Consider the following 18965-nt stretch of genomic DNA (forward strand, 5'->3'; position numbering starts at 1 on the left):
CCTCATTAATAATTTCGCGCTCATATTATTCTATACACAAATATACCATTACCTGCACAATCAGGTAATGGTATATTTGTTACGATGATATTGGAAGCGTGACGGTAAAAACCGCCCCTTCTCCTATGCTGCTGTTCACAGTAATGCCGCCATGATGCATATCGATGATTTTTTTGACGATCGACAGTCCCAGGCCGCTGCCGCCAGCCTCGCGATTGCGGGATTTATCGGCTTTATAAAAACGGTCAAACACGTATGGTATATCTGCCTTGCCAATTCCACACCCGTTATCCCGGAAAATGACGACCGATCCTCTTTTCCGCTGCTGCAGCGAAATCGATATGGTGCCTCCCGCCGGAGTAAATTTGATGCTGTTGTTTAATAAATTAATCCAAACCTGATTGAGCGTATCTTCGTCGGCAAAGACGGTGACGCTAGCAAGCTCGATATCCATGTTCAGTTTTTTTTCGACCCATTGCGGCTCACATGCTAGTACAACCGCGCGTAATTGACGATCTAACCGGTAACGTTTCGGCTCAAACGGATATTGCTCTGATTCGAGCGATGTCAGCCTAAGCAAATTGCGGCTCAGTTTGGAGATACGTTTGCTTTCCAGTTCAATAATCTCCAGAATTTCCTTACGTTCTTTATCATCCAGCGTATCATTATCGAGCAGCTCACGCGAAAATCCGCTGATAGACGTTAATGGAGACTGGATTTCATGTGACACGTTGGAGATGAATTCCTGCCTCATCCGCTCCAGCCGGCCAAGATCCTCTGCCATTTGATTAATGCTGCTGGCCACCGGTTCATAAGGTCCGATTCTTTTCGGATCCGTATCAACTTGAACCTTGTAATCACCCTTGCCGATTTGCTGAAGCACCTCCGTCATATTTTGAAAAAAAAGCCGGTGGGTTTTGGGTTTAAGCTTGAAGTAGATAAGCAACACAATGAATTCCAACAGGCCGCCAATAACAAGCGCCAAGCCCTGCCGGACATAATCATTCGCCAAAGATGAAGTTCCGGCTCCACCGTTCAGCCAAAACACCAAAAGAAAACCCATGCTCCAGCATAACAAAAAAACAATAATCAGCGCCAATATCCGCCAAGCTTTTTGCCAGAACATCATTCCAATAGCTCCAATCGGTAACCAAGGCCGCGGATCGTTTGAATCCGGAAACCGGAGTCTTCCGCCGGAAAACGCTCACGAAGGCGATTGATATGCACATCGACCGTCCGTTCATTCCCTTCGTAATCGTAACCCCAGATCCATTCGATGAGCTGCTCTCTGGCAAAGGTTTTTCCAGGGTAACTCGCCAGTTTAAACAATAGCTCAAATTCTTTTAACGGCAAAGTGATTCCATGCCCATCCACTACAGCTTCGAAAGAAGCTTTGTCAAGCGTAAGCCGGCCGACCTGAACAATCCTGGAAACGGCAATCCGGTAACGTTTAAGCAGCGCCTTCACCCGGGCCAGAAGCTCTGCCGCTTCAAACGACTTTACGATATAATCGTCGGTGCCAAGCTCAAAACCTTTGACCTTCTGCTCCGTTTCGCCGATCGCCGTTAACATGAGCAGAGGAACGTCGTAATGCCTGCGCAGTTCCCTGCACAAATCCCATCCGTCCATAGCCGGCATCATAATATCCAAAATGAGCATATCCGGTCTTACCGATTCCAGCATATCCAAGGCATCCGCCCCATTGCCTGCCTCAAGCACATCAAAACCTTCGCCGCGCAAGATCATTTTTACAAGCCTGCGGATATAGGGATCATCGTCAACGATCATGATTTTTGCCATTTCTGCCGCCTCCTCTCTTCAAGAACTTGCCTCTATTATAATGGATACTTGGAATGGCGGGTGTTTTGAAAACTTAGATTAACCACGCGCTTGCGAATCCGGCGATCCTCCTGCCGGCGCCGACGGGCTGGGGACGGACGACTCCATCATTCTCGCATTGCCCATCCAAGCTGCCACGATAAATCCTGCTGCCGCAATCGCGCTGCCGATCACGAATACCAGCCCTGTTCCCTGGGAGAACAAATGCTGAAGCTCATGCAGCAGCCCGGTCGGGAGCGTGGCCCGGATGCTTTCATCAAGCATGATCTGCGGGTCGGTTAATGTTTTGAGCTGATCTGCAGGCAAAGCAGCAAACCTTTCGCTTTGATCCGATATCCCCGATGCCATCCTGCTTGTCATGAGAATCCCCAAAATACTCACTCCCATCGTGCCGCCGATCGAGCGGAAAAACTGAACCAATGACGTCGCAATCCCCCGCCGCTCTTTGCCGATCGCCCCAATAGCTGAAGTATTCAGTGTCGGTATGATCAAACCGATGCCAACGCCGACAAAAATCATATAAATAATGACATTTATCATCGCAGTATCCACGCCCATGGTAGCCAGCAGGCCAAAGCCAATCCCCATAAACGCCATGCCCAGCATATTAAATGTGCGGTAGGCATATTTATGCATCAAACGCCCGCCGATGGTTACGGATATCCCCAAAGCTACCATCATCGGCGTTAAAATATATCCGGCGACGGCAGGGCTTACCCCTATAACTCCCTGAACGTACAGCGGGATGTACGTAACAGCCGCAAACATGCCTGCGCTCATCAAAAAAGCAACTATAAATGCAACGGATAAAATCCGGTTCTTGAACAATTGCAGCGGAACGATCGGTTCCTTGGCTTTGCTCTCGATCCAGAGAAACAAGCCCAATAGGACAGCTCCTGCAGCAAATAACCCAATGACCTGCGGCGAACCCCATTGGTATTTCGAATCGCCTCCCAGAACAAGCGCAAGCAGAATCGCAACAATCGCTCCGCTCATTGACAATGCTCCAAACCAGTCGATGGAGCGCTTGACGGTAAGCTTGCTTTCATTAAGCGCCGCCAAGATAATGATGAGTGCCGCCAACCCGATCGGCAGATTGATATAAAACACCCACTGCCAGTTTAAATATTCGACAAATAAACCGCCTGCGGCAGGCCCGATAATATTGGCCAGCGTTGTCAGAGCAGCGAACATGCCCTGCATCTTCCCCCGTTTCTCCAGCGGAACCAGGTCGCCGATAATCGTCACGGCAAGGGGAATCAATGCGCCGGCCCCAAGTCCTTGAAAACCACGAAAAATAACCAGCTCCGTCATATTTGTCGACAGACTGCATAATACGGAACCAAGCAAAAACAGTACCATACCGGACACGTATACCTTTTTTCTGCCATACAGATCAGCCAGCTTGCCGAATATTGGCATGCTGGTCGTCGAGGTCAACATATAGATGGAGAATACCCAGCTATATAAGGACAAGCCCCCCAATTCACGGGCAACCGTCGGCATTGCCGTCGCCATGATGGTTTGGTCCAGGGTGCTGATCAGCATGCCCAACATCAAGCCGACAAGCACCAATGTTACATTCGTCTTTTGATTTGCCATCTTTACCACTCCTTTGAACCCAACAGTACTCCGGATATATAGACTGAATGTAAACGGAGTGTTAAGAAGAAGCGAGCAAGAGGTAAGAACCTTTAATGCAACAAATAACCCCACAAAGTGTATCGGAAAGAAGTCCGACGACTCTCACAGAGAGGCGCTTTTGCTAAGCAAAAGCACTGAGTGACGCATGACCTTCGAAGCTTTTTCCGATTACTTTGCAGGGACCCCGGAAGTTTTGATATGTCAAAAAAAAAAAGCGGAGTATATCCCCCGCCGTCCATAAACTATTGAAATGACACTTTCTCTTTTGTTTTACCGGATCAATGTTCTATGCCTCTTTCTTTGCTGGTGTCTTATTCGCCTTCTCCTTCCAGCAGTTTAAGGTTACCATCATGAATCATGGAATACAGCTTCAAATCTTCAAATTTTCCTTTTACAAATAAATGTTTTCGCAAAATGCCCTCAAACTCCATTCCGCATTTTTCCATCACCCGGCTGGATCCAATGTTGGGAAGCAGGCACCTCGCCTCGATCCGAACTAATTTCATCGCTTCAAATCCATACTGCATGACTGTTTTGGCGGCTTCACTCATCAATCCCTTATTCCAATGCGCTCTTCCGAGCGCATAAGCCAACTCGGCTCTCGCTTGCTTCGGATGCCAATAGACAAAACCAACCGTGCCGATGATCTTTCCGGTTTCCATGTCCTCAATGCCCCACGGCGCTACGCTGTTTTCTTCATATAACCGGATGACATGATCCACAAACTGTTTCGATTCTTCAAGGGTTTGATGCGGATACCAGCTGACATACCTCGGTACTTCTTCATCGGAGCAGTAATCAAAGACGTCGCCGACATCGTTTGCCGTCAATTTTCTTAAAATCAGCCGTTCCGTTTCCATAACAGGATTGCCGGGATTACGGGTTTCTGGGTCCATATTTATCCCCTTCCTACGCCTTTTCAATAATCTCATGATTTCAGCCAGGCCGCCGGCTTGTTCCTGTCAACATTCATATGTCAGCTCGGTTTCGATCGTGAATTCTTTTAACTTTATTCATCCAGATTCTCATAAAATACGATTCTATTGCTGAAAGGATCGATAACGCAGCATTCCCTTGCATGCCACGGCGTTTCTTCCAATCCAGGTCTGGAATAGTTGTACTGTTTAGCGAGCAGCTTCCGATGGAATGGTTCGAGACCTTTCATTTCGATTCGTATGGCAGCACCCGGACTGCAATCCCCGTAATGTTCGCTGAGATGGATCTGGATGTCATGCATGGAGATTTGAAAATAGAGCGGCAGATCCGGTTCGAAACGATGTTCCCAATCCAGCTTGAACCCGAGGTAATTGAGATAAAACTCTTTTGCTTTCTTCTCGTCGAAGATGCGAAAAATCGGAATGATTCCTTGTGCCGTCATGCGAACCGCCTCCTAGCTCCACAGATTTAATTAAAACTTTATACAAGTGAACCACATTTTTCTAATGATCTCAATTACAATTTCGGATATCTTGGCGTCTATTTATTTACAAACAAAAAAATCCCCGTCAGTTCAAATGAACAATTTCGACGGGGGGTAAATTTACTTCCTCACAAACGGCGGGTGCATGCCCAGAACAAAAGCGCCAGCGCGCTTACGGCTGCCCCAAGCAGGCAGACCCCGTTCCAGCCGAAAGAGGCATATACCGACGTGGAAGCTATGGAACCGGCAGCACTGCCAATCGAATAAAAGATCATGTAACCTCCGGTCAATCGGCTCCTTGCCTCGGGACGAACGTTAAAGATCAAACTTTGATTCGTAACATGCACCGCTTGTACGGCCATATCGAGCAAAATAATGCCTAAAACCAATGCAAGCAAAGAATGCCGCAAAAATCCGATCGGCAGCCAAGAAAGCAGCAATAAAGCAAGCGCGATGCCGGTGGTTTTTTGTCCGAATCCCTGGTCCGCCAGACGCCCGGCCCTTGCCGCAGCAAGCGCTCCCGCGGCGCCTGCAAGACCGAAAGAACCGATTGCCGTATGGGAAAGAGATAGGGGCGCACTGCTTAAAGGCAGCACAAGCGAAGTCCATAAAATGCTGAATGAAGCGAAAATAAGCAGCGCTAAAATGGCCCTGATCCGCAGAATCCGTTCCTGCACGAATAGGGCTAGCACCGATTGCAGCAGCTGCGGATAGCTGAGCGGGGGCTTTTCCCTGTTTTCTGAAGGCATCATCCGCAGTAGAATACAAGCCACGACTAGCAGCAACGCGCCGGAAAAAAGATACACGGAACGCCAACCTGCAATATCGGTGAGTACCCCGGCAAAGGTTCGGGCCAGCAAGATCCCGATCACCACGCCGCTTGTCACCAAGCCGACAATACGCCCCCGCTCGGTGGGCGCTGCCAAACTGGACGCATACGCTACAAGCGCCTGAGTTACGACAGCAAGCAGTCCGACCACAGCCAAACCGGCAAACAAAACGATACTGCTGACTGCCGTACCGACAGCAATCAAAGCCAATACGGATAACAGCATCATGCCCGGAATCAGTCTTCGCCGATTTACTAAATCACCGAGCGGGACAAGGAGGAACAGTCCGAGCGCATAACAAATCTGGGTTACTGTAATGACGATGCCTATGGATGAATGAGGTAGGCCAAATTCATTGGCCAAAGCATCCAGCAGCGGCTGCGCATAGTAGATGTTGGCGACGGATAAACCGCAGGCAACCGCAAACAGCAAAGCCATGCGGCGAGAAATTGAAAATTCAGGCATTTTCGCGCCGGCTGCTTCTCCCCCATCTATTCCAAGCGTTTGAACTGCCGCAGCTGCCTTTTGTTCTTCAAAAATCTCCATGATGTATAAAACTCCTCCCTTATCCACATATTTTACCGATGAGTATATTATACCGATTGGTATGTTATGATGGGAATAAACATAACTCTGTTTGCGCAAAACTGTCAAGAGGATAGTGAATTAAATATTTCGCCAAATAAAAAACATCACTTTTTTCATTGTTCATCCGCCATTTCAACACAATCCAATCTCTTGATTTTGACAATCATAACAATATTCGAATAAAATCATATTATACTGATCGATAAGAAATGAGGTGCCATAATGGTTCGACAGCGGGAATTTGATGTGGAACAAGCATTGGATGCGGCCATGCAGTTATTTTGGGAAAAAGGATACGAAGCAACCTCATTAAGCGATTTAACCTCAGCCATGGGGATACAGCGGCCAAGCATCTATGCAACGTTCGGGGATAAGAAAGAGCTTTTTGAAGCGGCCTTGCGGAGATACACTTCAGCTCACGCCGCCAGTATCCGCACCAAGCTGCAGCGTCATCCGTCGGCGAAAGAAGCCATTCGCGGTTTTTTTGAGGGAATGGTGGAAGAAGAGTATTCAGGTGGGGGCAGCCGGGGTTGTTTTTGCATTAATACAATCGTCGAGCTGGCGCCGCATGATAAGAAATTCGAAATACTTACCAGAGAACATGAGATGTATCTCGCGGCCATTTTTCAGGAAACCATCGAAAAGGGCCAGCGCTCAGGCGAGCTTCAAAAAAGTATGGATGCCATAGCCTTGGCGCAAACGCTTGTCGTTTCATTAATCGGGCTTACCGTCATGATGAAGGCCCGGCCCGAGCGTTCCTTTGTCGATCAATCCGTCCAAGTGATCTTGTCATTGCTGCATTGAGAAATTTTTGCCTGGTACTAATCATTTGGTATTTTCCGCATTAAAGTTCGGCGGTCATTCAATCTATTTTTCGGGCAGATCAATTTCGACTTGAATCCTGTCCACTGACGTGTAAAAATGGATGTGTGACTGTCTGCTTTCCCTATTCATCCATCGTGAACGCACACAAGATCGCAAACTCCCATGCGGATATCCCGCCGCGGAGCAGAAACATCATCCTAATATGAGTCTGGAGGACAGCATTCATGAAAACAATCAAGCTGGGAAGCAGCACGCTGGAGGTCCCTGTTATCGCAGTCGGCTGCATGCGTATCAATTCCCTCGATAAAAACGGCGCGGAGCGGTTCGTGCAAACGGCGCTCGAGGAAGGCGCGAATTTCTTCGACCATGCCGATATTTATGGCGGCGGAAATTGCGAGGAAATTTTTGCGGATGCCATACATATGAACAGTGAAATCCGCGAAAAAATCATTCTTCAATCCAAATGCGGCATCCGTCCGGGGATGTTCGACTTTTCCAAAGAGCATATTTTGAATTCGGTCGACGGCATTTTGCAAAGACTGAAAACCGATTATCTGGATGTGCTGCTGCTGCACCGTCCGGATACGCTGGTTGAACCGGAAGAGGTGGCCGAAGCCTTCGATCAACTGGAAACCTCCGGTAAAGTGCGCCATTTCGGCGTATCAAACCAAAATCCAATGCAAATCCAGCTGCTGAAAAAAGCGGTGAAACAGCCGATCGTTGCTAACCAGCTGCAGCTCAGCATCACGAATTCCACCATGATCTCAAGCGGCTTTAACGTCAACATGGAAAATGCAGCCGCCGTAAACCGTGACGGCAGCATTCTCGATTTCTGCAGATTAAACGACATTACGATCCAGCCATGGTCTCCATTCCAATATGGATTTTTTGAAGGCGTGTTCCTCGGTAACGATAAGTTCCCTGAACTCAATCAAAAAATCGATGAAATCGCCGCCAAATACGGCGTTACGAACACTACGATCGCTATCGCTTGGCTTCTCCGCCATCCGGCAAACATGCAGCCGATCATCGGCACGATGAATATCGGGCGCTTGAAGGATTGCATCAAAGCAAGCGAAATCACATTGACCCGCGAAGAATGGTATGAAATCTTCCGTTCTGCAGGCAATATTCTTCCATAAACAAAAGGCATGACCACGTAAGAATGCTTGTACGTCCGGCTTTTATATCAACACCCTATATCAACACCCTATATCAATATCCGCCAATCTATGATATGGTAGATGAAACCCATAGGCATTCCACTCCTTCAGAGTGGGGTGCCTTCGTCTGTATTTGCGGGTTTTTTACATTTAATGTATTACTATCTATCTGAAAGGATGGAGGGCTGGATGCTATGTTTCTCTATTGATCCCCGTTCAGGGGAGGTTCGACGGCCGCTGTTACAGCGCTAAGATCACTCATGTAAAGGAGAGGTAGAGCATGGCTACATGCATTCATACAGAAAGACGTCCGCGATTAAAATCTTCGGGACTACGCAATTTACGTCAGGAGGGGCGTTTGCCGGGGGTTGTGTTCGGTAAAAACGTAGATAACGAAATTATTCATATTTCCACTAAGCAATTTGAAAAATGGCTGAAACAAGGGGCATCTGGCTTTATTGAGCTAGAGATGCAAGGCGGGCGAACCATGACGGTGCTGCTGGAGGAACTTCAGCGGCATCCGGTAACCGGCGCGCTGGTACATGTCGACTTCCAGCTCGTCCAGACGGGTGAGATCATTCGTACAAAACTCGGGGTGAAATTCATAGGTACTCCGATCGGAACAAAGACGGGAGGAGTTGTGCAAATCCAGGACCCGTATGTTGAAGTAGAAGCTTTCCCGAAAGATCTGCCATCTACCGTTGAGATGGACATCAGCGCGATGGAAATCGGGGATACACGCTACGTGAAAGACCTAAATCTACCGCCTGAAGTGACGGTCATCTCTGGGGATAACGAGCTTCTCGTATCGGTGTCGACGCCTTAATGATATAGGGGCTGTTCCATCTGTGAAGTGACCCTAAATAGCCATACGTCACACCTTTCTTAACACAATTCGTATTAAAAGGGGCCGCTCCCCAGATTCATGAATCTGGGGGCGGCCCCTTTTTATCCGTTGAGCCAGGAAAGATCCAGTGCAGCGAATTCCGGTCCGGGCTGTAGATCCAGCTTCGCAACGGCTCCAATGTTTGTCTTCTCCATGTTCACGACCCGTGGATCAAGCCTTAACTTTCCTGCCAGTTGGCCAAATCCGACATCGATCGCATAAACTTTCGCAGCGCCATGTTGCAATAGGCAATCGGTAAATCCCCCTGTGGAGGCTCCCGTATCTAAAGTTGTTTTACCGGATACATCGATTTGAAAACGGTCCAAAGCGCCTTCCAGCTTGAGGCCGCCTTTTCCGACATATTTCTGTCCATAACCCTTAACGGTTATCTCAACATCTTCTGCAACCTGTTCCCCTTCATAAACAGCGGGTCTTCCGTCTATCGTCACCTTGTTCGACATGATCCAACTGGCTGCTTGCTTCCGGTTCTCAAAATATCCCCGGTCCAGCAGCAAACGCCACAAAGGCAATTTTCGTTTTTTCAATCCATTCCGCTCCTCTTCTTCTGTCCAGACTTTGAAGAAGGCGGAGCTCTTATAGATCGGTAATAACGTTATATTTCAACTAATAAATGATACATCCAGCATCTAACCCCTTTTTTCTATATTATAACAAAATAATTAAATGCGGCTAAAGCTTGTTATTTACTAACTCGTTACGGAAAATCCAGCTCATCATCGATGATACGGAACATCTCCTTATTCTGCACCGGATACTGGGCATCCAGTTCCTCCCACCGCTGATTCGGTAAAATCAAAAATTCGTGGGTATCGGAAAGATATGAGAACTCAAACAGACGAATTTGGTATTTGTCCTTGATGATCTCCTGGAATCCGCGAATCGTAATATAGCGATCTTTACCAGTAAAGGAAAGTTCAATCGAATGCACTTGTCCATTGTATGTAACGTCCATCCCCTTGTCAGTAGACTCCACCTCGACCGTCCCATCCGGAAGCATTTCACCGAAGTATCGGATAATGTCCTCGTCATACTCACGCCAATCTACGGCGACGCCGTATACAAAAGAGAACACAACCGGAACTTGCTCCTCGACCGTAAGCTCGTCCGCTAGTTCTTTCACATCATCCATCACTTGATAGCTCTCGAAAAAATCATGGTGTTTTTCAATAAATTGTTGAAGTTGTCGCTCGTCTCCTTCGAATAAAAATCTCAGTTCGCTATCGCTTGGCGTTCTCATCCCAATATCCTCCTTATGTCCACCCAATCGCCAGAATCACCTTCTTTAACCTATTCCGGCACAATCGAGATCGGCAATGACCTGTAAATTAAGATTGATAATGTAAAAACTTCATCCTTCGGCTGCTTTATGTAATATTTTGTAATTTCTACTTCTTGCGTACCATCAGGCATCCTCCATCGTCTTTAGCAGACGAAGCAGCAGTTCCTTACGCGGTTCCTGCGCCTTGCGCGCTAATGCAGCCAGCTTCTCCGCCTTGCCCCAGATCGGGTACAGCGCCTGCTCGGCCTCGTCATCCGATAGAGCCTCTATATGCTGTACAAATAGCGACAGCTTGTCTTCGTTCTCCAGCTCCGGCAGAAGCTTCAGCTTTAACGAATCGTGGCAGCGCAGCAGGCAGGCGATCAAGACAGGAGTCGAACGTTCCGTTACGCCGTAGGTTTCGGCAAAAACGGCTGTGAACTTGTCATGTACTAACTGATGTTCATTGTCCACAATAGCCATGTAAGCTTCGACGAGCGGAAAATACCGCTCGGATGAAAGTCCCAGCCCGAACACGGCATAACTGCCCGGCATGACGCTTTTTTCGTCATCCGTATCTTCATACCATTCAAATTCTACCATCGCCTCACGAGCGTATTTCTCCAATAACGGATGCAGCTCGGAATAAGCCAGCGCATTTGCAAAAAAACGGTGCGTGTCCGATTTGGCCAGCCCCTTGATGGGTAAATACTCTCTCACGCTGGATTTCAACTTGATTTTGTAGCTCTTAGGGAAGTCCTTTCGGAGCAGGGAGAGAATAAACGAAATTGCCCGCTCGTAAGCCCCGGCTTCTTCCTTGCGAATAGCGATTGTGAATAGAGAAAAAACATCGTTAGCCTTGCATTCGACCAATTCATGTCGCAAGTGGACGTCTTCTTGCGAGAAGCTGTCGCTGCCCTCCTTCAGCATACGCGCAGCTTTGCCGCTGCCAAGCCGCTTCGCCAGCTCCAGAAAATTCTGGCCCTTGATTTTGTTGAAGTTCGGCTCGTAACGAATAATCATTACCGCTCCGTACAACAGAAGGTCGATGGGCTGATATGGCTCATCCAGATTCTCAGGAACAGCATCCGGCTTGATTACATATTCATTGAATCTGTATTCGGAACCGGTAAGGTCGTAATAATGCGGCAGGAATACATTCTCGGCCCAACTGGTCAAAGCCCGAATGATATCTCTTCGATGCTCCGCGAGAGCCTCCCTCCGTTCTTTATTCAACTCCTGAATCCGGTCAAATAAAGCGATCGTTCTTGCGGCTTCCGGTTCAGGAAACAAATGCGGGTCCAGCAGATGACGCGCCAAAAAGAAGGTTTCCAGCCGCTTTGTCGGGTAAGTGCCCTGCTCCAGTTTTTTCTCAATATAGGACTGAATTTGCTCCAGAAGCTGCCGCTTTTTCTCTACATATACAGTTTCCAGCACTGTTAATTCCACAAGCCCGTCCGTCGTTGCGAAGGCTCCTTGGAAGGTAAACCGGTAGTCGATCAAAGGCGACGTTGCCAGTGATATGCTCCCCTTACGGTAGACAGGTGAAATAATAAAACCTGCTACTGTAAGGGGGCTTTTTTATGCCTAATAAAAAATATGATGCGTCAGAGAAACTCGTTATTATTGGTGAAATCGAAAGCGGGGAAATTGGCGTTAAAGCTGCAGCCGAGAAATACGGTATCACCAAAACGACTTTGGCGAAATGGCGGCGTCGTTACAAGGTGTATGGTTATGAAGGGCTAGAGAAACGCACTCATAATCGAAATTATAGCGCTGAGCTTAAGCTCCAAGCGGTGAAGGATTACATAGAGGGAGGATTGTCTCAATATCAGATCATCGATAAATACAAGATTGCAAGCAGAACGCAGCTTTCCAACTGGATTAAGGAGTATAATCGTCATAGCAGCTTAAAAGCTTACTCAGGAGGAGCGAAAGCAATGACGAAGGGGCGTTCGACGACTTGGCAGGAACGGATCGATATTGTGCAATACTGTCTTGCTCATCAGTATGACTACCGTAAGACAGCGGACCATTTTCAGGTCTCCTACCAGCAAGTCTACCAATGGGTGAATAAGTTTGAGAATGGCGGTCAGGATGCGTTAAAGGATGGCCGGGGGAGAAAGAAAGCGCCGGAGGAACTAACAGAGGCCGATCGCCAAAAACTCGAGATGAAAAAGATGGAGTATGAAATCGAGCGGCTTCGGGCGGAGAATGCATTTCTAAAAAAGTTACGGGAATTCCAAAGGAGGCGAAGCTAAGCCAATACCGTCATGAGAACGTCTATCTTACTATTCAAGCGCTTCAGGAAGAAGCGTTGTTCAGCGTTCAGCTGCTGTGTGACATTGCAGACATTTCACGTTCAAGCTATTACAAGTGGCTAAATCGCAAGCCCAGTTCCCATGAGCAGGAGAATGCAGAGTTAACGCATGTCATGATGTCCATTTATGAGAAAGTCGAGCGTACCTTTGGATACCGTCAATTAACGTTGCACATGCGCCGCCAAACGGGAAAAACGATTAACCAAAAGCGCGTGTACCGGCTGATGAAGATACAAGGAATTCAATCTGTCATCCGGAGGAAGAAAAAGAGATATGCGAGATCCACCCCACAGCAGGTGGCAGAGAACGTGCTGAACCGCAAATTCACTGCAGATGCGCCAAATGAAAAGTGGGTTACGGATGTGACGGAATTCAAGTACGGCAATGGCCAAAAAGCGTATCTAAGCGCTATTCTCGACCTTTATGATAAATCCATCGTTTCCTATGTATTCGGGCATTCCAATAACAAACCTCTTGTATTTCAGACGTTGAAACGGGCCTTGCAAGAAGTACCAGGAAGCAAGCCCATGCTTCATAGCGACCGGGGTTTCCAATATACCTCTCTGGATTTCAAGAAGCTCTTGGACGATGACGAAATGACTCAGAGTATGTCACGTGTTGGACGATGCATCGATAACGGTCCAATGGAATCTTTCTGGGGAACCCTAAAATGCGAGAAGTATTATTTACACACCTACCATACCTTTGAGGAGCTCGAAAAAGACCTCCAGGCCTATATCCACTTTTACAATTACGAACGATTACAAGCAAAACTAAACGGCCTCAGTCCGATGGAATTCAGGACAAAGGCCGCTTAATTGATTTTTATTTTTTGTACTGTCTACTTGACGGGGTGCAGTTCACAGCTTGTCCAGCCTCTCCTTTATGATTTCTGCCAGCAGGGGCTGAACCTCATGCAATATTTGCTCCCGCGTAAAGGGTGAAGCTTTCATCGACTTTTTGCCTGCGGCACTCCCCACAGATTTCGAACTATCCACCCTGGTCCTCCCAGGCCGATAATCCAGCATAACAAAGTTAAAGATGCCTGCTTGCAGCGTGGTACGTTTGCCCAACCTCTCTATATCCATTCGATTTTCCTGTTCGTCAAACCATTTATGGATGGCTGTTTGCATCTCTTCGAACGCTTCTTCCTGGAATTGATCCATCATCTCCCGCCTTTCTGTGTGTTTCATCAGCTGATGTCGTCACGTTCGGAACGTATTCCTTTCAAAAGCACACAATTTTCGAATCCCTCTATTATTTTACACGCCAGCACGCGCCCATAACAGAAAATAAATAGAAAAAGGCAATATAAGAAAAACGTCTATCGACGTACTTTCACAGAAGACAGACCGCGATTAGCGGATGTTTTTCTTGCGATTATAGGATTTCTTAAGCTCCGCTTAAAATTTATAAATTCTATAATCTTAAAATAAATAAAGAACATCAAGTTAATTTACATATTTACATGCGTCCCCTTATTCAAAACTGCTATTGCCGCTGCTATAAGGATCATACCCATAAAAGCGGGAGCGGCATGACCAATGGATACATAGATTTGACCTCCAATGATCGGCCCGACCATTCTTGCTAAAGCCTGAACAGATTGGCTGCCTCCTTGAATCCTTCCTTGTTCGCTGGAATCGACAGACTTGGAGAGCATCCCGTTGAATGAAGGCCCAAAGATCGAATCGCCAAAACCAAATATAAACATTCCAGCGATTACAAGAGGATAGAATGAGAACAAAGCGGATAGCGCAATAAGACTGTAACCTATAATCTCCGAAGCCATTCCAAGAATTGCTATCTGTTTATCGCTAAGTTTTTTCAAAAGCTTTGGCATGACGAAACCTTGTGAAATGATGTCTTGAATGCCCATTATGGAAAACATCAGCCCGATTAGTGCAGGCTTCCAATGGAAAGTATCCATTGTAAATTGTGAAAAAACTGCCTGTAAAGATCCGTTGGGTATCCAAAGCAAGAACGCTGAGACAAGCAGCCTTTTTAAGTTTTTCATGGAAAGTATGTTTGCAAGCTGTGTAAATGGATTCAGTCTGACAAAAGCAATCTCTTTCAGTCTATTATTCTTGTTAAGGCTCTCAGGCATAAAAAAGAATCCATAAACAACATTCAATAAAGTTATGACCGCTCCAAAATACATGGGTGCAGAATAACCAAACTTGGCAAGCAATCCGCCTAGTGTCGGGCCAATGACAGTGCCTACACCTACAACCGCACTCACCCATCCAAAGTATCTGGTTCTCTGTTCCGGAGGAATGATGTCTGCAAAATATGCGAAGATCGTGCTTATGCTCCCGCCTGTTATCCCTTCGATGATGCGCCCGGTAAATAGTACCCATAGAGCTCCTCCTATGCCAAAAACAAAGTACCCGATTGCGGAACCCAAAAGGCATACTAAGAGCAATGGACGACGGCCATATTTATCGCTCAAAGCTCCAAGTACGGGGGCCGCAAAAAACACGCAGACTGCATAAACAGAGGTCAGCAGCGTAACAACTACAGCTTGTTCTCCCGGATTGCTTGTATAAGGCTGCACTAGGAATGGAACGACAGGCGTTATGATACTGAAGCCTATTCCACAAAGAAACACAGAGATAAGACCGAATATTAAAGCGTGTTTATCTACGGTCTGTTCTGTATTCTGTTCATTTTGTGATCTAAATTTGAACACTTAAATGCTCCCTTCAAAAAGTTATGATTTTGATTCCCGGGAAACATTATTCATTGTATCGTCATTTTGTTTCCTAGTCAACAAAATCATAGCAATAAAAATGCAGCCTGCACTCAATAGAGATCGGCTGCCTGTGGTTTCATTTTCGCTATTCAAATTTATTCCGGCTTAATTCATATCTATACCCTGTTTCTTAATTTCCGCATCCAAATGCCTGCTATACTTTTCCATGAAACTAAGCATCATGTCAAATTGTTCCTCGGTTACCTGCTCAAATACGGCTTTATCCCGCTCTTTAAACTCATTGTGCAGTTCCTCATGGATTTTATAAATTACTTTCCCTTGCTCAGTAAGCCTAAAATAGACTTCTTTCTTGTTATCCGGCTTCTGGTAGCTTTCGATCAGGCCTTTTTCCATGAGCTTCTTAGTTATTTTACTTATGGCACCTCTAGTCATATATAAGGATTCCGCAAGTTTAGTCACGTTGGAATCTGCATTTCTTCCGATGCATTCGATACAATGTACTTCAGAAGGTTTATGACCCTTAAGACTGTCTTCCATCTTATTCTTATTAAGCCAAGCCATCTTGTTAAATAAGTCCCTGAAATCCATTATGACCTGTTCTTGTTTGTTCATCGCCTGACCTCCCACCCGTTGGTGCCTTAACATTATTATATTACTTTATGTTTCTATTTCAACAATAGTGTGCAGCGCGGCCGAATTGCCATTCGGCCATCCTGGGGGAAACGGAGGACTTGCAGATGTTATCCTCTATCAAAATTTTGACCACCCGAATACCGGCCTCAAAATCTTGCGCAGCCAATAAGCGATGATCGTTCCTGAGCTCCATGAACTGGGATTCTGCAAGTACTCCTTGTATTGATCATTGATGATATAAGTCCGAGTGGAGGTAGGGTTCTTCAGACCGAACTTTTCCCACATCGCCGGATCATTCGAACCTCGAAGCTTTTCAAGCATCTTCGCCGACTCTCTATTTATTTTAGCCGGAATTTGCTCGTATGCTTGGATGATTTGCGCATGAAATTCGTCGATCGGATTGCGGTTAACAAGGCTTGTTAAATGGATGCCTTCGCGAATGTAAGAAACGTATGCCAGATGGTCAGCCCAGAACTTGTCGATATAATAAAGCCGTACCCGCTGCTCCGAAGGACTCATCGGCGTTTCGCCTTTCAAAATTCCGAGCCGCTCCTCGTATAGCATGCGCCTCTGTTCCTCCACCATATCCGAATAACAGTTCAGTTCCTGGTGGATATCGAAGTTTTGGCCCATAATAACGCGCTGGATATGCGCAATTTTGCTGCGGAGCATCGGATTTTCAAGAGCCTCATCCTGTCTAGGAGCGCGAATCGCTTTTTCGATGCCGAACCGAAGCAATAACTCGTCCTCCAAGCTTACGAAAAATACGGAAGCCCCCGGGTCGCCTTGGCGGCCGGAACGCCCGCGAAGTTGGTTGTCGATCCGCACGCTTTGGTGCATATGCGTACCAATCACGTACAACCCCCCCAGCTTGGCAACAGCTTCCGCTTGCGTGGGGTTGCCGCCGCCGAGCCGAATGTCGACGCCGCGTCCCGCCATATTCGTAGACACCGTTACGGCGCCGATTTCTCCCGCTTTGGCGATGAGCTCGGCTTCTTTTGCGTCATTTTTCGCATTCAGAACATGGCAAGGTACGCCGGCAACCGCTAGCGCCTCCGCCAGCATGTCAGACTCCTCGACGCTTGACGTACCAATGAGAATTGGGCGTCCCGTCCTATGGACGGACGAGATTTCTTGTACAAGCGCCTTAAGTTTGGCTTCTTTATGGGCATAAATCCGGTGCGGGTGGTCGATCCGTATGTTTGGCCGGTTCGGCGGGATTTGCACGACCTGCAGCGCATAAATAGCTTCGAATTCCATTGCGGAAGCTTGCGCGGTCGCCGTCATTCCGCAAATCTTCGGATATAGGCTAAGGAAGTGTTGAAGGGTGATCGTACCGAGTATGATCCCGCCGGATAAGGGCTGCAGCCCTTCTTTGGCCGCAAGCGCAGCTTGCAGCCCGTCCGGCAAATGCCTGTTCTCCGCCACCCGACCGGTATATTCGTCGATCAGCTCGATTTTTCCGTTCCGGACGATGTAATCGACGTCTTTTTTCAATAATAATTCCGCATGCAGCGCGCAATTTAACGACATCAACAAATGACTATTATGGCTTTCGTACAAATTGCCGCATCCCAGCAGCGATTCGGCTTTCGCTGATCCCGCTTCATTTAAATAAACGTTCCGCTTGAATTCATCGAAGTCGTAATCCTCATCTTGCTCGAGCTGCCTAGCCACTTCTGCGAAATCAATGCCGTCGCTCTTGGAAGAGCCCGGCTCGCCGGCGATGACCAGCGGCACCCGCGCTTCGTCGAGAAGCAGCGAATCCGCTTCGTCGACGATGACGTAATGGAAAGGACGATGTACGGTATCGGCTTCGTCCAATGCGATCGTGTCGCGCAAATAATCGAATCCCGCCTCTTTGGCCGTAACATAGGTTATATCCGCGGCGTACGCTTCCCGTTTCTCGGACAAGCTCATGCCCGCTTGAACCAATTTTACCGTTAACCCGAGGTAACGATAGATCGGGCCCATCCACTCCGCATCTCGATTTGCCAAATAATCGTTAAAAGTCAGCACATGAACGCCTTCGCCGGTCAGCGCATTTAGATAAGCAGGCATAACAGCAGAGAGCGTTTTTCCTTCGCCGGTATGCTGTTCGATCAAAAATCCCTCATGCAGAGCGATGGCAGCCATGATCTGGACATCGTAAGGCTGTAATCCGAGCGTTCTCTTCGCTGCTTCGCAAACTAGCGCATAAGCATCGACAAGGAGCTCGTCCAATGGCATTCCCCCTTTTGCTTCATTTCTCAGCCGGAGAGATTCCGCTTGCAGCCGCTGATCGTCCCAACCTTCCAAATTCCGCTTCCTGATAAGCTCCGCTTTGTCCCGATAGCCTTTCAGCTTATGCCGGGTATCGCGGTCTTTGAATTCTCGCAGCAACTTGACGGCTAAATTCATCGTGTGATCCCTCCTCGGTCATTCTTCTTGTCATCGGGCAAGTTACTGGGGTGTTGATGCTTAGCAATTTGATTATGTTTATAGCAGGTTTCGCGATATTGCTATTAGACTGGTTTCTAATTAAACGAATTTCTTCAACGTTTGTTCCAGAAAAATTAATATAGCGCTTGCTTATTGTTCAAAATTCAATGTGAAAATCAGCGGATGCTTCTTTGGTGGGTGCTTTTCAAGTGGCAGCATTTTGGGGTTATCGGCGAAAAATGCAGAAAGGAGTTGCGCGGTGCATGATTACTAACGTTTTTATATCCGATTCAAAGGGATATGATCTTCATAACATGCACAGAAGGCCACCGAAGTAATCTACCCAGAAATAATATGGCATTTCTCACCGACAATTGATGAAGCCGTTACTTATGATACG

Annotated in this window: 18 protein-coding genes; 5 read left to right on the top strand and 13 right to left on the bottom strand. The window is 47.2% G+C overall.

Annotation, left to right across the window (positions count from 1 at the left end):
- Positions 1–79: 79 nt before the first annotated feature.
- The 6 genes from L6442_RS20915 to L6442_RS20940 all read right to left on the bottom strand — a co-directional run bounded on the left by L6442_RS20915 (position 80) and on the right by L6442_RS20940 (position 6198).
- Positions 80–1129, bottom strand: a complete 1050-nt coding sequence (locus L6442_RS20915) for a sensor histidine kinase (protein ID WP_212980873.1) — start codon at positions 1127–1129, stop codon at positions 80–82.
- Positions 1126–1800, bottom strand: coding sequence for a response regulator transcription factor (locus L6442_RS20920; protein WP_212980874.1), 675 nt, complete (start codon positions 1798–1800; stop codon positions 1126–1128). The genes L6442_RS20915 and L6442_RS20920 overlap by 4 nt, the downstream gene beginning before the upstream one ends.
- A gap of 78 nt (positions 1801–1878) precedes the next feature.
- Entirely contained in the window at positions 1879–3441 is a 1563-nt protein-coding gene (locus L6442_RS20925; RefSeq protein ID WP_212980875.1) for an MDR family MFS transporter, read from the bottom strand.
- Between the two features lie 353 nt (positions 3442–3794).
- A complete protein-coding gene (locus tag L6442_RS20930; protein WP_212980876.1) occupies positions 3795–4379 on the bottom strand; it encodes a GNAT family N-acetyltransferase in 585 nt (194 codons plus the stop codon).
- A gap of 113 nt (positions 4380–4492) precedes the next feature.
- Entirely contained in the window at positions 4493–4861 is a 369-nt protein-coding gene (locus L6442_RS20935; protein ID WP_212980877.1) for a glyoxalase superfamily protein, read from the bottom strand.
- 170 nt (positions 4862–5031) lie between these two features.
- Positions 5032–6198 carry an MFS transporter gene (locus L6442_RS20940; RefSeq protein WP_237100402.1) on the bottom strand — a complete coding sequence of 389 codons (1167 nt, stop codon included), beginning with the start codon at positions 6196–6198 and terminating at the stop codon, positions 5032–5034.
- Between the two features lie 345 nt (positions 6199–6543).
- Between L6442_RS20940 and L6442_RS20945 the strand changes: the two genes are divergently transcribed.
- The 3 genes from L6442_RS20945 (at position 6544) to L6442_RS20955 (ending at position 9135) form a co-directional block, all read left to right on the top strand.
- Positions 6544–7125, top strand: a complete 582-nt coding sequence (locus L6442_RS20945; RefSeq protein ID WP_212980879.1) for a TetR/AcrR family transcriptional regulator — start codon at positions 6544–6546, stop codon at positions 7123–7125.
- Between the two features lie 245 nt (positions 7126–7370).
- Positions 7371–8288 (top strand): aldo/keto reductase, encoded by a 918-nt coding sequence (locus L6442_RS20950; RefSeq protein WP_212980880.1) that lies wholly within the window; start codon positions 7371–7373, stop codon positions 8286–8288.
- A gap of 301 nt (positions 8289–8589) precedes the next feature.
- Positions 8590–9135 carry a 50S ribosomal protein L25 gene (locus L6442_RS20955; protein ID WP_212980881.1) on the top strand — a complete coding sequence of 182 codons (546 nt, stop codon included), beginning with the start codon at positions 8590–8592 and terminating at the stop codon, positions 9133–9135.
- Between the two features lie 122 nt (positions 9136–9257).
- Here the strand turns inward: L6442_RS20955 and L6442_RS20960 are convergent, their stop codons facing one another.
- The 3 genes from L6442_RS20960 to L6442_RS20970 all read right to left on the bottom strand — a co-directional run bounded on the left by L6442_RS20960 (position 9258) and on the right by L6442_RS20970 (position 11977).
- Positions 9258–9740, bottom strand: a complete 483-nt coding sequence (locus L6442_RS20960; RefSeq protein ID WP_212980882.1) for an SAM-dependent methyltransferase — start codon at positions 9738–9740, stop codon at positions 9258–9260.
- Between the two features lie 170 nt (positions 9741–9910).
- Positions 9911–10453, bottom strand: coding sequence for a hypothetical protein (locus L6442_RS20965; protein ID WP_212980883.1), 543 nt, complete (start codon positions 10451–10453; stop codon positions 9911–9913).
- A 165-nt stretch (positions 10454–10618) separates the two neighbouring features.
- Entirely contained in the window at positions 10619–11977 is a 1359-nt protein-coding gene (locus L6442_RS20970; protein ID WP_237100027.1) for a DUF6138 family protein, read from the bottom strand.
- 80 nt (positions 11978–12057) lie between these two features.
- Here L6442_RS20970 and L6442_RS20975 point away from each other — a divergent pair, with 80 nt between their 5' ends.
- Complete coding sequence (locus L6442_RS20975) at positions 12058–12735, top strand: helix-turn-helix domain-containing protein (protein ID WP_237100028.1); 678 nt, start codon at positions 12058–12060, stop codon at positions 12733–12735.
- Positions 12714–13613 (top strand): IS3 family transposase, encoded by a 900-nt coding sequence (locus L6442_RS20980; protein WP_272880345.1) that lies wholly within the window; start codon positions 12714–12716, stop codon positions 13611–13613. The genes L6442_RS20975 and L6442_RS20980 overlap by 22 nt, the downstream gene beginning before the upstream one ends.
- A 42-nt stretch (positions 13614–13655) precedes the next feature.
- Here L6442_RS20980 and L6442_RS20985 read toward each other — a convergent pair whose 3' ends face one another.
- The 4 genes from L6442_RS20985 to secA2 form a co-directional block, all read right to left on the bottom strand.
- Positions 13656–13964: a DUF6138 family protein gene (locus L6442_RS20985; protein ID WP_237100029.1), complete on the bottom strand. Its 309-nt coding sequence runs from the start codon at positions 13962–13964 to the stop codon at positions 13656–13658.
- 287 nt (positions 13965–14251) lie between these two features.
- Entirely contained in the window at positions 14252–15487 is a 1236-nt protein-coding gene (locus tag L6442_RS20990) for an MFS transporter (protein WP_212981310.1), read from the bottom strand.
- Positions 15488–15655: 168 nt separating this feature from the next.
- Positions 15656–16123 carry a MarR family transcriptional regulator gene (locus tag L6442_RS20995; RefSeq protein WP_194235038.1) on the bottom strand — a complete coding sequence of 156 codons (468 nt, stop codon included), beginning with the start codon at positions 16121–16123 and terminating at the stop codon, positions 15656–15658.
- A 138-nt stretch (positions 16124–16261) separates the two neighbouring features.
- Positions 16262–18544 carry an accessory Sec system translocase SecA2 gene (gene secA2 / locus L6442_RS21000; protein ID WP_212981311.1) on the bottom strand — a complete coding sequence of 761 codons (2283 nt, stop codon included), beginning with the start codon at positions 18542–18544 and terminating at the stop codon, positions 16262–16264.
- Positions 18545–18965: the final 421 nt, after the last annotated feature.

Origin of the sequence: Paenibacillus azoreducens (assembly GCF_021654775.1) — a bacterium.
GTDB lineage: Bacteria > Bacillota > Bacilli > Paenibacillales > Paenibacillaceae > Paenibacillus_AQ > Paenibacillus_AQ azoreducens.

What these genes read in the sequence shown, in the direction of transcription:
- L6442_RS20995 (WP_194235038.1), bottom strand. Translation starts at nt 16,123, where the DNA reads ATGAACAAACAAGAACAGGTCATAATGGATTTCAGGGACTTATTTAAC.
- L6442_RS20915 (WP_212980873.1), bottom strand. Translation starts at nt 1,129, where the DNA reads ATGATGTTCTGGCAAAAAGCTTGGCGGATATTGGCGCTGATTATTGTT.
- L6442_RS20950 (WP_212980880.1), top strand. Translation starts at nt 7,371, where the DNA reads ATGAAAACAATCAAGCTGGGAAGCAGCACGCTGGAGGTCCCTGTTATC.
- L6442_RS20925 (WP_212980875.1), bottom strand. Translation starts at nt 3,441, where the DNA reads ATGGCAAATCAAAAGACGAATGTAACATTGGTGCTTGTCGGCTTGATG.
- L6442_RS20965 (WP_212980883.1), bottom strand. Translation starts at nt 10,453, where the DNA reads ATGAGAACGCCAAGCGATAGCGAACTGAGATTTTTATTCGAAGGAGAC.
- L6442_RS20940 (WP_237100402.1), bottom strand. Translation starts at nt 6,198, where the DNA reads ATGCCTGAATTTTCAATTTCTCGCCGCATGGCTTTGCTGTTTGCGGTT.
- L6442_RS20935 (WP_212980877.1), bottom strand. Translation starts at nt 4,861, where the DNA reads ATGACGGCACAAGGAATCATTCCGATTTTTCGCATCTTCGACGAGAAG.
- L6442_RS20945 (WP_212980879.1), top strand. Translation starts at nt 6,544, where the DNA reads ATGGTTCGACAGCGGGAATTTGATGTGGAACAAGCATTGGATGCGGCC.
- L6442_RS20930 (WP_212980876.1), bottom strand. Translation starts at nt 4,379, where the DNA reads ATGGACCCAGAAACCCGTAATCCCGGCAATCCTGTTATGGAAACGGAA.
- secA2 (WP_212981311.1), bottom strand. Translation starts at nt 18,544, where the DNA reads ATGAATTTAGCCGTCAAGTTGCTGCGAGAATTCAAAGACCGCGATACC.
- L6442_RS20975 (WP_237100028.1), top strand. Translation starts at nt 12,058, where the DNA reads ATGCCTAATAAAAAATATGATGCGTCAGAGAAACTCGTTATTATTGGT.
- L6442_RS20955 (WP_212980881.1), top strand. Translation starts at nt 8,590, where the DNA reads ATGGCTACATGCATTCATACAGAAAGACGTCCGCGATTAAAATCTTCG.
- L6442_RS20985 (WP_237100029.1), bottom strand. Translation starts at nt 13,964, where the DNA reads ATGATGGATCAATTCCAGGAAGAAGCGTTCGAAGAGATGCAAACAGCC.
- L6442_RS20920 (WP_212980874.1), bottom strand. Translation starts at nt 1,800, where the DNA reads ATGGCAAAAATCATGATCGTTGACGATGATCCCTATATCCGCAGGCTT.